The 13,879-nt window shown below is 64.3% G+C and carries 11 protein-coding genes and 2 pseudogenes; 10 read left to right on the plus strand and 3 right to left on the minus strand.

Annotation, left to right across the window (positions count from 1 at the left end; all coding sequences use genetic code 11):
* The coding region (locus tag XdyCFBP7245_RS22230; protein ID WP_244907894.1) for a ferritin-like domain-containing protein at positions 1-609 on the minus strand (609 nt) is incomplete at its 3' end.
* A 42-nt stretch (positions 610-651) separates the two neighbouring features.
* Complete coding sequence (locus XdyCFBP7245_RS22235; protein ID WP_104617543.1) at positions 652-1,134, minus strand: peroxiredoxin; 483 nt, start codon at positions 1,132-1,134, stop codon at positions 652-654.
* Positions 1,135-1,297: 163 nt separating this feature from the next.
* Here XdyCFBP7245_RS22235 and XdyCFBP7245_RS22240 point away from each other — a divergent pair, with 163 nt between their 5' ends.
* The 10 genes and pseudogenes from XdyCFBP7245_RS22240 (at position 1,298) to XdyCFBP7245_RS22285 (ending at position 12,888) form a co-directional block, all read left to right on the plus strand.
* Positions 1,298-1,774, plus strand: coding sequence for an Hsp20/alpha crystallin family protein (locus XdyCFBP7245_RS22240; RefSeq protein WP_104617544.1), 477 nt, complete (start codon positions 1,298-1,300; stop codon positions 1,772-1,774).
* 404 nt (positions 1,775-2,178) lie between these two features.
* On the plus strand, positions 2,179-3,075 hold the full coding sequence (locus XdyCFBP7245_RS22245) for a DnaJ C-terminal domain-containing protein (RefSeq protein ID WP_104617545.1): 897 nt from the start codon (positions 2,179-2,181) through the stop codon (positions 3,073-3,075).
* 446 nt (positions 3,076-3,521) lie between these two features.
* The gene (gene pilH, locus XdyCFBP7245_RS22250; protein WP_104617546.1) at positions 3,522-3,908 is read left to right on the plus strand and encodes a twitching motility response regulator PilH; all 387 of its coding nucleotides are present in this window, start codon (positions 3,522-3,524) and stop codon (positions 3,906-3,908) included.
* A gap of 531 nt (positions 3,909-4,439) precedes the next feature.
* On the plus strand, positions 4,440-4,649 hold the full coding sequence (locus XdyCFBP7245_RS22255) for a hypothetical protein (protein WP_146091713.1): 210 nt from the start codon (positions 4,440-4,442) through the stop codon (positions 4,647-4,649).
* A gap of 215 nt (positions 4,650-4,864) precedes the next feature.
* Entirely contained in the window at positions 4,865-6,001 is a 1,137-nt protein-coding gene (hflK, locus tag XdyCFBP7245_RS22260) for an FtsH protease activity modulator HflK (RefSeq protein WP_104617548.1), read from the plus strand.
* Entirely contained in the window at positions 5,998-6,861 is an 864-nt protein-coding gene (gene hflC, locus XdyCFBP7245_RS22265) for a protease modulator HflC (RefSeq protein ID WP_104617549.1), read from the plus strand. Before hflK ends, hflC begins: the two co-directional genes overlap by 4 nt.
* A gap of 287 nt (positions 6,862-7,148) precedes the next feature.
* A pseudogene (locus XdyCFBP7245_RS24825) lies at positions 7,149-7,602 on the plus strand (REP-associated tyrosine transposase).
* 226 nt (positions 7,603-7,828) lie between these two features.
* Complete coding sequence (locus XdyCFBP7245_RS22275; protein WP_104617551.1) at positions 7,829-8,014, plus strand: DUF2065 domain-containing protein; 186 nt, start codon at positions 7,829-7,831, stop codon at positions 8,012-8,014.
* Between the two features lie 425 nt (positions 8,015-8,439).
* Positions 8,440-9,732, plus strand: coding sequence for an adenylosuccinate synthase (locus XdyCFBP7245_RS22280; protein WP_046963141.1), 1,293 nt, complete (start codon positions 8,440-8,442; stop codon positions 9,730-9,732).
* A gap of 489 nt (positions 9,733-10,221) precedes the next feature.
* Entirely contained in the window at positions 10,222-12,888 is a 2,667-nt protein-coding gene (locus XdyCFBP7245_RS22285) for a M1 family metallopeptidase (RefSeq protein WP_104617550.1), read from the plus strand.
* A 293-nt stretch (positions 12,889-13,181) separates the two neighbouring features.
* Here the strand turns inward: XdyCFBP7245_RS22285 and XdyCFBP7245_RS22290 are convergent.
* Positions 13,182-13,784: pseudogene (locus XdyCFBP7245_RS22290) on the minus strand (XVIPCD domain-containing protein); the annotation flags it as partial.
* Positions 13,785-13,879: the final 95 nt, after the last annotated feature.

The raw sequence follows: 13,879 nt of genomic DNA on the forward strand, positions 1-13,879 counted from the left end.
CCTTGAAGCGTGCACCATGCGCGCACCTTCTTCCACACCCTGGCCCAGCAAGCACTTGATCTCGCAGAAAAAAATGTGGGGAAACCTCAGGGCCAGGATGCTTTCCAGGATGCGCTTGGTGGTGGTGTCCTTGTCGCCGATGAAGTCGATCATCTCGCGATAGCTGTCGATGGCGATCCGCTCGGCGATCAGGTTTTCCCTGACCATGTCGCGCAGATCGGTGCCTTCCTTGTATTCGGCGTGCGAGCGCTTGGTCAGCGTGTCCGGATTGAGATCCGGCTCGCCGCCCAGCTGCACGATGCGCTCGGCCAGCTTGTGCGCGTGCGCCTGTTCCTGCTGTGCATGTTCCAGGAACTCGCCCTTGACCGCGTCGGCAAGCATGCCCTTGGCCATGAACATGCCCTTGGCCATGAAGTAGTGGCGGTAATAGCGCAGCGTGCACACATATTCGGTTGCGAGCGCGGTGTTGAGCAGTTCGATCACCTTCTCGCGATCGGCGTGGTAGCTCTCGGTAATGGCGCCGTCTTCGATGCTCTGGCGTGCGCGTGCGCGCAAGGTGGCGGTATCGGTGATACCGGCGGGGTTTTTGCTGGCTGGCTGATCAGACATGGCTGGCCGTTTTCCTTCTGAGTGGACGGGGGAATCGCTTTTTCAATCAGGTAAATGCTGCAGCACGTAATCGGCCGCAGACACCTTGAACTCGCCGGGTTCTTCGACGAACAAGGCCTTGACCACGCCGTCGTCGGCATACAACGCATAGCGACGCGAGCGCAGGCCCATGCCCGAACCGCTCGCGTCGATTTCAAGGCCTAGTGCGCGAACCAGTTCGGCGTTGCCGTCGGGCACCAGGTGCAGACCATCGGGAACCAGCTGGCTGCGACCCCAGGCCTGCATCACGAACGGGTCGTTGACGGCGGTGCACAACACGTCGATGCCGCGTTTGCGGAATTCTTCGAAGTGCTCCACATATCCCGGCAAGTGTTTGGCCGAGCAGGTCGGCGTGAATGCGCCCGGCACTGCAAACAGCAGCACCTTGCGGCCGGCGAACAGGCGATGCGTGTCGACCGCTTCGATGCCTTCGCGCATGCGCTTGAGCACCACTTCGGGAATGCTGTCACCAACGGCGATGGTCATGGGGCTGGTCTCTGTGTGGCTGAACGAATTCTAGAAAAGGGCAGGGGAAAAGCGCGTCAACGCGCTTGAAATCCGCACGGCCACGCCTATCTGACGCACATGGCCGGCGCGGTGGTGCATGCCGCAACCGCCGGTCCTTCACCCAACCTTTTGGAGGCTTGCAATGAACATCGTTCGTTATCCCCAGTGGCCCACGCACGCCCTGCAAAACGAGATCAAGCACGTGTTCGACCGTTTCTTCGAACAGAACAGCGATACCGACGAATCGGCCGTGGTCACCGCCCAATGGGTGCCGCGCGTGGACATCAAGGAGGAGCCCAATCACTTCGTGCTGTATGCCGACCTGCCGGGCATCGACCCCAGCCAGATCGAGGTGCAGATGGACAAGGGCATCCTGTCGATCAAGGGCGAGCGCAAGAGCGAGTCCAGCACCGAGACAGAACGCTTCTCGCGCATCGAACGCCGCTACGGCAGCTTCCACCGCCGCTTCGCATTGCCCGACAGTGCAGATGCCGACGGCATCACCGCCGCCGGTCATAACGGCGTGCTGGAGATCCGCATTCCCAAGCGCCCGGCAGCGACCCCGCGTCGCATTCAGGTGGGCAACGGGCAGGACACCGGCGGCAGCACGGTGCAGTAAGCGTCATCGCAGCGGCTGCCTGCGCGATGGCAGCTGGTCTGGACTGTGGCCGGGGTGTACATGACATCCCGGCCCGCCCGGCCAGTTACCGGCGACCGGCATTGCGGCGTGCTGCGAGGCGCGCGCTTCCAGGTAGTGGACCTGGAGCGAGGTCACCGACTTCGCTCCCAGGCGACGGCCGCGCCGTAGAATAGGCGCGATCGCCCGCCCGGCTGCGAAGAGATCGGCCAGCAACCCAGTTGCGTGACCGCCACGCGGGCGCGGTTGGTGTCTGGAGTCGGCAGGTACAGCACATGCCTACGATTCCCACCGCCCGCGCCATGCATGGCCGTCCCCACTGGTGTCTGCCTCTCGAACTGGCTCGTGGCTCTGGCTGCGGGCCTTTTTTTTCCAGAGGTGAATAGATGGAATTCAAGGATTACTACGCAACGCTGGGCGTGGAGCCCAGCGCAGGCGATGCGGAGATCAAGACCGCGTACCGCCGATTGGCGCGCAAGTATCACCCCGACGTCAGCAAGGAAGCCGGCGCCGAAGACAAATTCAAGGCGATCAACGAAGCCTACGAGGCGCTGCGCGATCCGCAAAAGCGCAAGGCCTACGACCAGTTGAAGGCGCAGGGCTATCGCCCGGGCGACGAGTTCCAGGCACCGCCCAGCCACGGCGGCGGGCAGGGCTTCGACTATGAAGAAGTGTTCGGCAATGGCGGCGCCGGTGGCGGCTTCAGCGACTTTTTCGAAAGCCTGTTCGCCGGCCAGCGCGGCGGCCGCCCGCGCGGCCCGGGTGCCGGTCCTGGCGCAGGGCCGGGGCCGCAGGCGCGCGGCGACACCCGCGCCAAGCTGGCGGTGCCGCTGGAAGCGGTGCATTCGGGCGACAGCGTCCGTATCACCATCAACGGCAAGCAGCTGGACGTGCGCGTGCCCAAGGGCGTGCAGCCCGGCCAGGTGATTCGCCTGAGCGGGCAGGGCAACGGCGGCGGCAATCTGCTGCTGGAGATCGAATACGCCGCGCACCCGCAGTTCGAGGTGGACGGGCGCAACATCCTCTACACCCTGCAGGTCATGCCCTGGCAGGCGGCGCTGGGCACCACCATCAGCGTGCCCACCCTGGGCGGCTCGGTGGAATTGAAGGTGCCCGCCGATTCGGATGCCGGTCGCAAACTGCGCCTGCGCGGCCGCGGCCTGCCGGGCACTACCCCGGGCGATCAGATCGTGGAACTGGAAATTCTGGCCCCGGCCCCCACCGACGACGCGCAGAAAAAGGCCTACCGCAACCTGGCCAAGGCGTTTGGCGAGACGGTGTGAGGTCCACAGGCGCCTCTCTTCGTAGAGGGGCGCTGAGGTCCAGACGTCTCGCCCGTCGCACCGCGCGAGCCTCTCTAATACGAGAAGGCGCGAAAGCCCCTCTCCTGCGGGAGAGGGGGTGGGGTGAGGGTACGGCCGCCCGGTGCGGCTGCCGGCGTCAGTCAACTTCGGCTGGGCGCCACGTCAATGGCGGACGCTGCGCCCAGCGAGCGAAGCTGGATCCAGGCACTCCCGCAGTCAGCGCCAGCAGCGCCCGTCGCCGAAGCGCGGCCTCTCGCCTGCACCTCGCTTCCAACCCCTCACCGCCCACCACGGTGCACAGGAGTGCGAAGACGAGCACGGCTTGCGCCGCGGCGCAGCACAGGCTTCGACCATCGCGCTATCGCCCCCAGCTACCGAAAGCACTGCCGGCGCACTACACTCGCCGCGCACACTAGGGGAAACACATGGCACGCATTTTGATCGTCGACGACTCGCCGTCGCAGCTGCTGGGGATTCAGCGCATCGTCGAGAAGTTGGGACACGAAACCATCACCGCCACCGATGGCGCCGCCGGCGTGGAAGCGGCCAAGGAGTCGCTGCCGGATCTGGTGTTGATGGACGTGGTCATGCCCAACCTCAACGGCTTCCAGGCCACGCGCACGCTCAAGCGCGAGCCCACCACCCAGCACATCCCGGTGATCCTGGTGACCACCAAGGACCAGGACACCGACCGCATGTGGGGCATGCGCCAAGGCGCGCGCGCCTACATCACCAAGCCGTTTTCCGAAGACGAGCTGCTGGAAGTGATGGAGCGGGTGTTCAATCAGAAGGACGAGCCGCCGAAGGGGTGATCGCAGAGATCCGCGGCAACTGCGCCGGGAGTCTCGGGCGAACAGGCGATGACTTCCGGCGTCATCGCCGTAGCGAACGACAAACGCCTCGCTGCGAACCGGCAATTGCTAGCGGTCTGCGCTCGTGCGTGCTTGCCATCGGGCGCGTCCGGTGCGGCAACGCTCGATGGGGGGGCTCGTTGTCTCGCCGCTCCGCTGTATGGCAGCACCCAGTTCTCCGCCGCTGCCCACGATGTCGATGACAGTGCACGACGGGCCGCAGCTAATCATCGCTGCCGTGCCATCGCTGCATCGAGCCCGAAGCGCGCCTGCGCGATGGCACCCGCAAGACGCCCGGCTGCCGCGCGGGTTTAGCAGGCACAACGCAATCAATCGGGTGGTCGATAGTCGGTCACATGCCTGCAAGCGCGACATTGCATGCGCTGTCAAAGCGCAGCGCACTGCGAGCGATGTGCCACGGCAGTGCTGTCCTCGATCAGCAGCCGTCCATTCCAGTACCAGCCGTCTCATCAGGCCGATGTGCCAGTGCGCGTGAGTGCACCAACCCAGTCGTTGTCGCCATTGATTGGCGCGGTACAGCCGCTGTCCTCATCGCGCGTGCTGGCGGCGGTCATGGTCTCGAAGTACCCAGGTCGTGCGCAGGAGCGCCAGGGGCGTCGGCCGCGCTGGGCCGGTTCGGCCAAACCTCCCGGTAGCGGAGCGCTCCGCGGCTTCGATCTCGGCACCCGTTTCGCGCAGTGAGGGCTGCCGCCGACCTATAACCTGGCGCCGCTACCTCGTCTCCACCCACGCCAGGAACTGCCAACCCCTTGATTCACCCCGCCGGCTAAACCGCCGATGCACCAATCAGGGCCTTTCAAAACGGCCGGTCTGCCCCATCTAGTAGAATCGGCGAATCAAACAACACGGCGGCACTGCGGGACTGGCCCGCACAGCCCCTCGATCATGGAGCGTGCATGGCCTGGAACACACCCGGCAACAAGGGCGGAGACGGCCCGGATCCCAACCGTCGCAGGTCCTGGGGCCCGCGCGGTGGTGGCAACGGTGGTGGCTGGGGCAATCTGCCCGCGCCGTTGAAGGAGCTGTTCGACAGCGGCGTGGGGCGCTGGATTCTGGTCGCGGTGGTGCTGATGGTGCTGTTCTCCAGCTTCCAGCTCATCGGCGAGCAGCAGCGTGGCGTGGTCCTGCGCTTCGGCCAGTTCTCGCGCATCTTGCAGCCCGGCCCGAGCTTCAAGCTGCCCTGGCCGATCGAGTCGGTACGCAAGGTCAATGCAACCGAGATCAAGACCTTCAGCAACCAGGTGCCGGTGCTGACGCGCGACGAGAACATCGTCAACGTCTCGCTCAACGTGCAGTACCAGATCAGCGACCCGCGCAAATACCTGTTCGGCTCGCGGAATGCCGATCTGGTGCTGGAGCAGGCCGCGCAGAGTGCCGTGCGTGAGCAGGTGGGGCGGTCCGACCTCAATACCGTGCTCAACAATCGCGGCCCGCTGGCGATCGCCTCCAAGGACCGTCTGCAGATGGCGCTGGATGCCTACAACACCGGCCTGGCCGTGACCGGCGTGACCCTGCCGGACGCGCGCCCGCCGGAAGAAGTGAAGCCGGCCTTCGACGAGGTCAACGGTGCCCAGCAGGTGCGCGAGCGCCTGATCAACGAAGCCCAGGCCTACGCCGCCAAGGTGGTGCCGGAAGCGCGCGGCCAGGGTGCACGCACCCGCACCGGCGCCGAAGGCTACAAGCAGGCAGTGATCTCCAAGGCCGAGGGCGACGCCGACCGCTTCACCCTGCTGCAGGAGCAGTACGCCGGTGCCCCCGAAGTCACGCGCAAGCGGCTGTGGCTGGAAACCGTGCAGAAGGTGTTGTCGGAGAACCGCAAGGTGATCGGCAGCGATGGCCGCCAGGTCATCTATGTGCCGCTGCCAGATGCTGGCAAGGCTGCCAACGTCGGCGGCAACGCGGGCACTGGCGGCATGCCGTCGATGGTGCCGCAGGACGTGTTGTTGAATCCGCCGCAAAGCGCCACCAGCGAGGCCATCCGCAACCCGGAACGTGGCCCGCGCCCGACCGGCCGTGAGGGAACCGACCAATGAAAAATTCGCTAGTCATCGGCCTGATCGTCGCCGTGTTGCTGACCCTGATGGGCTCGGTGTTCGTGGTGCGCGAAGACCAGACCGCCATGGTGCTCAACCTGGGCCGCGTGGTGCGCGCCGACCTCAAGCCCGGCCTGCACTTCAAGATTCCGGTGGTGGAATCGGTGCGCGTGTTCGACCGCCGCTTCCAGGTGCTCGATACCGCCCCGGCGCGGTACTTCACCGCCGAGCAGAAAGACGTGAGCGTGGACTTCTTCGCCATCGGCTACATCTCCGATGTGCGTGCGTTCTATCGCGCCACCGGCGGTGAAGAGTCGGTGGCCAATTCGCGCCTGGCCCCGATCATCACAGACTCGCTGCGCAACCAGATCAACTCGCGCACCTTGCAGCAGCTGGTCTCTGGCGACCGCAGCGAATTGATCGCCAGCCAGCTCAAGGGCATCAACGGCGCCATCAAGGGCTTAGGGATGCAGATCACCGACCTGCGTATCAAGCAGATCGACCTGCCGACCGACAGCCAGGTGATCACCGACGTCTACGAGCGCATGCGCGCCCAGCGCAAGCAGGAAGCCAGCAAGCTGCGTGCCGAAGGCGAAGAGCAGGCACTGACCATCCGTGCGCAAGCCGACCGCGAAAGCACGGTGATCAAGGCCGATGCCGAACGCGATGCACAGAAGCTGCGTGGCGAAGGCGATGCCGATGCCGCCCGCATCTACGGCCAGGCCGGCGCAAAGGACCCCTCGTTCTACGCTTTCTACCGCAGTCTGGAGGCCTATCGCGAATCGATGGCCGACGGCAATGGCGTGATCGTGCTCGACAAGAACGACCCGTTCCTGCAGTACCTCAAGAGCGATCGTTGATTGCTCAGTGTTGAATTGCTGAGCACCTTGCACTGAGTCGCTCAGTGTTGAACCGAAAACGCCCGCGCAATGCGGGCGTTTTCGTCTGTGCCCGTCACCGCCAAACAGTTGCATGCTCGCCCAACGAGCCCACGACGTAGGAGCGCACCCGGGCGCGACAGGGCCTTCCCGGCATACCCAACCGACTGTCTTCAAACTTCAAACAGCCGGGTAAAACGTAGATTTCCTAAAACAAAACCCAGCAACCCCCGATATTCCCCATGCTGCGAAGCCATCAGCATTGCCGCATGGCCAACTTCCACTCACCCGGGCATCGCGCGCTGCGCCGCGGCAGACAGTCTTTGCCCAACGGCGGTTACCTGTTGACCACCACGACATGGCAGCGTCGCGCTGTGTTCGCAGATTTTCTGCTCGCCGCCGCGGCCTGTCGGGCGTTCACCGCAGCAACGCCACCCGATGCCAGGCTGCTGGCCTGGGTGTTGATGCCTGATCATGTGCATTGGTTGGTGCAACTCGGCAGCGCCACATCGTTGGCCGACACCGTATCGCGCATGAAAGCGTGCGGTGAACGATCAGCGTCAACATCGCGTGGCGGTCTGGAGCCGCAGCTACCACGACCATGCGTTGCGCAAAGACGACGACCTGCATGCAGTGGCGCGTTACCTGATCGCCAATCCACTGCGGGCCGGACTGGTTGCCCGCATCGGCGATTACCCCTTCTGGGACGCAATCTGGCTGTGAGGCTGGGCAGCTTGGAGCGCACCCGGGCGCGACGGGCATTACCGGTGATGCCCGTCGCGCCCGGGTGCNTGGTTTTATGAGCCAGACTCAGCCGCGTAGGAGCGCACCTGGGCGCGAAAGCTTTACAGGGAATGCGCCTGTCGCGCCCGGGTGCGCTCTTACGATGTAAGCCTGTTGGTTGCCGAACCGGCACACTGCAGATCCCCACGTTGTCCTGGTGTTGTTGATGCACGAGTTTCTGTCAGCGTTGTGCTTGATCGCCGTCATTGAAGGCTTGCTGCTGTTTGCCGCGCCAACCGCCTGGAAGCGCATGGTCGAGCAACTGTTCAGTCTGCCCACTGCGCAATTGCGCTCTATCGGCGGCGTCACCCTGGTCATGGGGGCGATCGCGTTGTGGATCGTGCGCCACTGAGGAGGCCATCCATTCCCGCAGCAAGGGCAGTGTAGGAGCGCACCTGGGCGCGACAGGCATTCCCAGCAAAGCGTCGCGCCCAGGTGCGTTCCTGCGGCCCGGGGGGGGATTGGAGATTTTCGACGACCAGTCTAGAGCCCGGCAGCGGTCGGATCACCCACCAATCGACGGCCATCCGCAATCTGACCAGCCTCCATTCCGCCGTCCTCGAAGGGGTAGTGCACGTCACCCGAAACCCGGATAATGCACAAAAGCCGGCCGGGCACGCTCCAACCAGAGCACCCCGTTCGGCTTTTTCCGTGTCCGGGCTGGTCGCCGCTGCAACGCTCCCCGATGGAGCCGCGCGCAAGGTGGCGCCTCCAGTCCCGAACCGGTCCCATCCCGCGGCCCCGATGGCCGCAGCAAAACTCAGGAGTCCACCCGTCATGGGTCAGTCAGTTGTCGTGCTCGGTGCCCAGTGGGGCGATGAAGGCAAAGGCAAGATCGTCGATCTGCTTACCGAAGAGATCGGTGCGGTCGTCCGCTTCCAGGGCGGCCATAATGCCGGCCATACGCTGGTCATCAACGGCAAGAAGACCGTCTTGCATCTGATTCCGTCCGGCATCCTGCGCGACGACGCGCTGTGCCTGATCGGCAATGGCGTGGTGATCTCCCCGGCCGCGCTGATCAAGGAAATCAGCGAGCTGGAAGGCGCCGGCGTGGAGGTGCGTTCGCGCCTGAAGATTTCCCCGGCGGCCCCGTTGATCATGCCGTACCACATCGCCCTGGATCAGGCGCGCGAGAAGGCCGCCGGCGGCAAGGCCATCGGCACCACCGGTCGCGGCATCGGCCCGGCGTACGAAGACAAGGTGGCGCGTCGCGGTATCCGCATCGCCGACCTGCATTACCCGCCGCAGCTGGAAGAACTGCTGCGCACCGCGCTCGATTACCACAACTTCGTGCTGACCAAGTACCTGGGCGTGGAAGCGGTCGATTTCCAGAAGACCTACGACGAAGCGCTGGCGTTCGGCGACTACGTGCAGCCGATGAAGTACGACGTGGCCGGCATCCTGCACGACCTGCGCAAGCAGGGTAAGCGGGTGCTGTTCGAAGGCGCGCAGGGCGCGTTGCTGGACATCGACCACGGCACCTATCCGTACGTCACCAGCTCCAATACCACGGTGGGCGGCGCACTGGCCGGCACCGGCGTTGGCGCCGATGCGATCGACTACGTGCTGGGCATTGCCAAGGCCTACGCCACGCGCGTGGGTGGCGGCCCGTTCCCGACCGAACTGGACGACGAAGTGGGCCAGGGCATCCGCGACCGCGGTGCCGAGTACGGTGCCTCCACCGGCCGCCCGCGTCGTTGCGGCTGGATGGACATCGTCGCGCTCAAGCGCGCAGTGGCCATCAACGGGATCTCCGGCCTGTGCATCACCAAGCTCGACGTGCTGGACGGTATGGAAAAGCTCAAGGTCTGCATCGCGTACGAATACCGCGGCAAGCGCACCGAATACGCGCCGCTGGATGCACAGGGCTGGGAAGAGTGCACGCCGGTGTACCTGGAGTTCCCGGGTTGGACCGAAAATACCCACGGCATCACCGTGTGGGACGAGCTGCCGCCTGCCGCACGCGCCTACCTGCGCGCGCTGGAAGAACTGGCCGGCTGCCCGATCAGCATCGTTTCCACCGGCCCGGACCGCGACCACACCATGGTGCTGCAGGACCCGTTCGCCTGATCGCCTGATGCACTATCGAAACAAGAGAGCCCTGCGAAAGCGGGGCTTTTCTTTGTCACGCTATCACCCGTCGCCTTGGGTAGCGGAATAATGGTGTAAGTGCCGGCAGCCTGATCGCAGTCCAAGGCCCGCTTGCGCACGTGGCGCAGCCGATCAGGCAGGCCGACTGCAACGACGGCGGATGTGTTGGGTCAGCGTGATGCCGAGTGGTGCTGGAGGTATGGAGCGCGCGACGCATCACGGTCATTGCCAACCGCGCGCCAGCCGCCTTGATACGAGTCGTGTTCACCGCTGGCCTGTAGCATGACACCCGCCAACCGGTGTCCGTTCGCGCCGGCTTGCTTTGATTATCATCGGCAGCACCAACGCTTCTTTTCCGCGTCTACGTTTTCGTGCTTGCAAGGCGTGGACGTGACTTTCGGCTGTGTTGGGGTATCTGCGTTGACGCGATGATTCGGCACGGACAACTTCCATCACGTTAGGAACCACATGCGCCATATCCTGGTGACTGCAATTGCACTGGCGCTGGCCAGCACGTCCGCCGCTACCGTGGCCCATGCTGCCGCTGCTCCCGGGACGGGGGCCCCATCGGTCTTGCAGGTCACTACCCAGCTGCCGCGAACCGCCAGGCCGACGCATTACGCGGTGGAGATCACCCCGCATGCCGACAAGATGACCTTCGACGGCAAGGTGCGCATCGATGTCCAGGTGCTCACCGCTACCGATGCCATCGTGTTGCAGGCAGCCAATCTGCGCTTTTCCAAAGCTACGCTCGCAGCAACGGGCGGCAAGCCGGTAGCGACCAAGATCGCCACCGACGCCGATGCGCAGACCGCGCGCTTCGATACCGGTACACCGCTGGCACCGGGTAACTACGTGTTGTCCATCGACTACAGCGGCATCATCAACACGCAGGCCAATGGCTTGTTCGCGCTGGATTACACCACGCCGCAGGGCCAGCGCCGCGCGCTGTTCACTCAGTTCGAAAATTCCGATGCGCGTCGCTTCATTCCGTCCTGGGATGAGCCCAATTTCAAGGCCACGTTCGACCTTGCGGTGAATGCGCCGGCCAAGCAGATGGCGGTGAGCAACATGCCGGTGGCGCGTTCCAGCGCAACGGCGGGCGGGATGAAGAAGGTCGTTTTCCAGACCACGCCCAAGATGTCCACCTACCTGCTGTTCATGAGCCTGGGCGACTTCGAGCGCGCCACGGTCAAGGCCGATAACGGCACCGAGATCGGTGTGATCGCGCAGGCTGGCAAGGTCGATCAAGCCAAGTTCGCACTGGAATCCAGCCGCGATGTGCTGCATGCGTACAACGATTACTTCGGCGTGCCGTATCCGCTGCCCAAGCTGGACAACATCGCTGCGCCCGGGCAGAGCCAGTTTTTCGGCGCCATGGAGAACTGGGGCGCGATCTTTACGTTCGAGTTCGTGTTGCTGCTCGACCCGGCGGTGGCCGACATCAACAGCAAGCAGGCCGTGTTCACGACCGCTGCGCACGAAATCGCCCATCAGTGGTTCGGCAATCTGGTCACCATGGCGTGGTGGGACGACCTGTGGCTCAACGAAGGTTTCGCCAACTGGATGGAATCGCGAACGACCGCGATGCTTCACCCGGAATGGGATATCGACAAGACCAGCGCGGCGTTCAAGAGTCGCGCGGCGATGCGGCGCGACGCCTATGCCACCACCCATCCGGTCGTGCAGCACGTGGACACCGTGGAGCAGGCCAGCCAGGCATTCGACGTGATCACCTACGACAAGGGCGAAGCGGTCATCGGCATGCTCGAAGACTACGTCGGCGCCGAGCAATGGCGTGCCGGCGTGCGCAACTACATCAAGCAGCATCAGTACGGAAACGCGGTGACCGATGCGCTGTGGCAGCAGGTCGATGCGATGGCACCGGGCAAGCAATTCACCCAGGTCGCACACGACTTCACCACCCAGCCCGGCGTGCCGTTGATCAATGTCGCCTCCACGTGTGTGGACGGGCAGACCCACCTCACCCTGCAGCAGGGCGAATACACGCTCGATCGCCCCGACAAGCAGCCGCTGCGCTGGCATGTGCCGGTCGCCGTGCGTGCCGGCAACGGCGTGCCGGTACGCGTGCTGGTGGATGGCAGCGCACAGCTGCAACTGCCCGGCTGCGATGCACCGGTGCTGGTCAACGCCGGGCAGAAAGGCTACTTCCGCACCCGCTATGCACCAGCGCAGTTCAAGGCGCTCAGCACTGCATTTTCCACCCTGCCGGTGGTGGACCAGCTTGGTTTGATGATGGATACCAGTGCGCTTGCCACGGTTGGCCTGCAACCGCAGGCAGATGCGCTGGAGTTGACCACCAAGGTGGCGGTGGGCGCTTCGCCGGACCTGTGGGAAACGGTGGCCGGCACTGTGGACAGCGTCGACGACATGCTCAAGCAACATCCGGCCATCCGTGCCGCATGGCGGTCGTATGCCACCTCGCGGCTGGCACCGCAATTTGCCACCCTGGGCTGGGACGACCGCACTGGCGATTCGGCGCAGATCAAGCAACTGCGCACACGGCTGATTGGCAGCCTCAGCGACATGGACGACGCGCAGCTCATTGCCGAAGCGCGCCGCCGTTTTGCCGCCTTCCAGGCCGACCCGGCGTCGCTGTCGCCGGAGCTGCGCACCAGCGTGCTGAGCATCGTCGCGCGCAATGCCGATGCCGCCACCTGGGACGCGCTGCATGCGATGGCGAAGAAGGAAACCTCTTCGATGATCCGCGACCAGTACTATGGCCTGCTGGCGGCAACAGCAGACCAGGCCTTGGCCAAGCGTGCACTGGAGCTGGCCTTGACCGCCGAGCCAGGCGCCACCACCGGTGCCAGCATGATCGACATGGTGGCGAGCGAACATCCGGACCTGGCCTTCGACTTCGCCGTGGCGCATCGGCCACAGGTGGATGGCCTGGTCGACTCCACCTCGCGTGCCCGCTATTACCCACGCCTGGGTTCGGGCTCGGTCGACCCGAAGATGGCCGACAAGATCAAGGCCTACGCCGATCAGTATCTGGCTCCCACCTCGCGCCGTGACGCAGAGACCGCCATCACCGGCATCCAGACCCGGATCAAGCTGCGCGCGGCGTTGGTGCCGCAGATCGAGGCATGGTTGAAGGCGCGCAAGGGCTGAGCATTACCGGAGACCAGTTGAAAAAAGCCCGGCAACTGCCGGGCTTTTTCGTGTCGCGTATTGAAGGTGAGTGCCGCTTTGCAGTCTGCCGATTCGCGCAAGAGCGTACGGCGCTGGAGGGGCACGCAGTTGTGCGTCTGAGCCGAGTGCGACTTCTGGCGTCGCGCGGCAGACGGTGTTCGTTGAGCGTCTCGACATGGCCATTTGCATCACCAAGCGGCGCTGGTCGTCTACCAGCAATCCGTATTGCACGGCGGAGATGCCTCGCAACGCTGCGTCATGCCAGATTGCACTCAAGCCATCCGCATTGCAGGAGCCTCGCGTGAGCGGTTGTCCATCTCCTGCTGTTGGCTCTGCTGCGCTGCCTGCTGACGATCCACCGATGCAGTTTCCAGCTGCTGCAGCGATTGCCCCACCGGCGTGCGTACCGCCTCATCGGTGGGCATCGATGCACGCAGATGTGCAGGGTCGTTCAATGCACCCTGCACCACAAACACCGTGTACCCGGCCGGGTGTTGCGCGGTCTGCGTACTCAACGCCACATGATCCACCCGGTCCAGATTGTTCTGGCGGGCCAGGCTCATGGCACTGGCCACCAAGCGTTCGCTGTTTTCGTCCGGTGTGCGCCCGGCTTGCGCATCGATGGCGCTCACACCTGCGCTCACCTGTTGCAGCAACGCGTAGTCGCGGTGGCCCGGGCCGATATCGGCCAGCTTGGTAGGTGCCTGGGTCCGATCGGGCACGCCATCGACCGATGCCGTGAACGGGCTGCGAGTGATGGAGCGGTGCTGATCGTCCTCATGAAACTGCGTCGCTTTCTGCTGGCGCTCCATGCGGACTTGGCGCGTATCGTTGAGTTCTGCAAGGCGCGCAGGATTGGTTTCTTCGCGCATGGAAGGATTGTAATGACCCATCGGTTTCTGCACAGGTCAGGTGGTTAATGTAGCGGCATAGGCTTGGTCAGGCGTCATCATCTTCAGTGCCTGATGCG

Origin of the sequence: Xanthomonas dyei (assembly GCF_002939865.1) — a bacterium.
Classification (GTDB): Bacteria; Pseudomonadota; Gammaproteobacteria; order Xanthomonadales; family Xanthomonadaceae; genus Xanthomonas; species Xanthomonas dyei.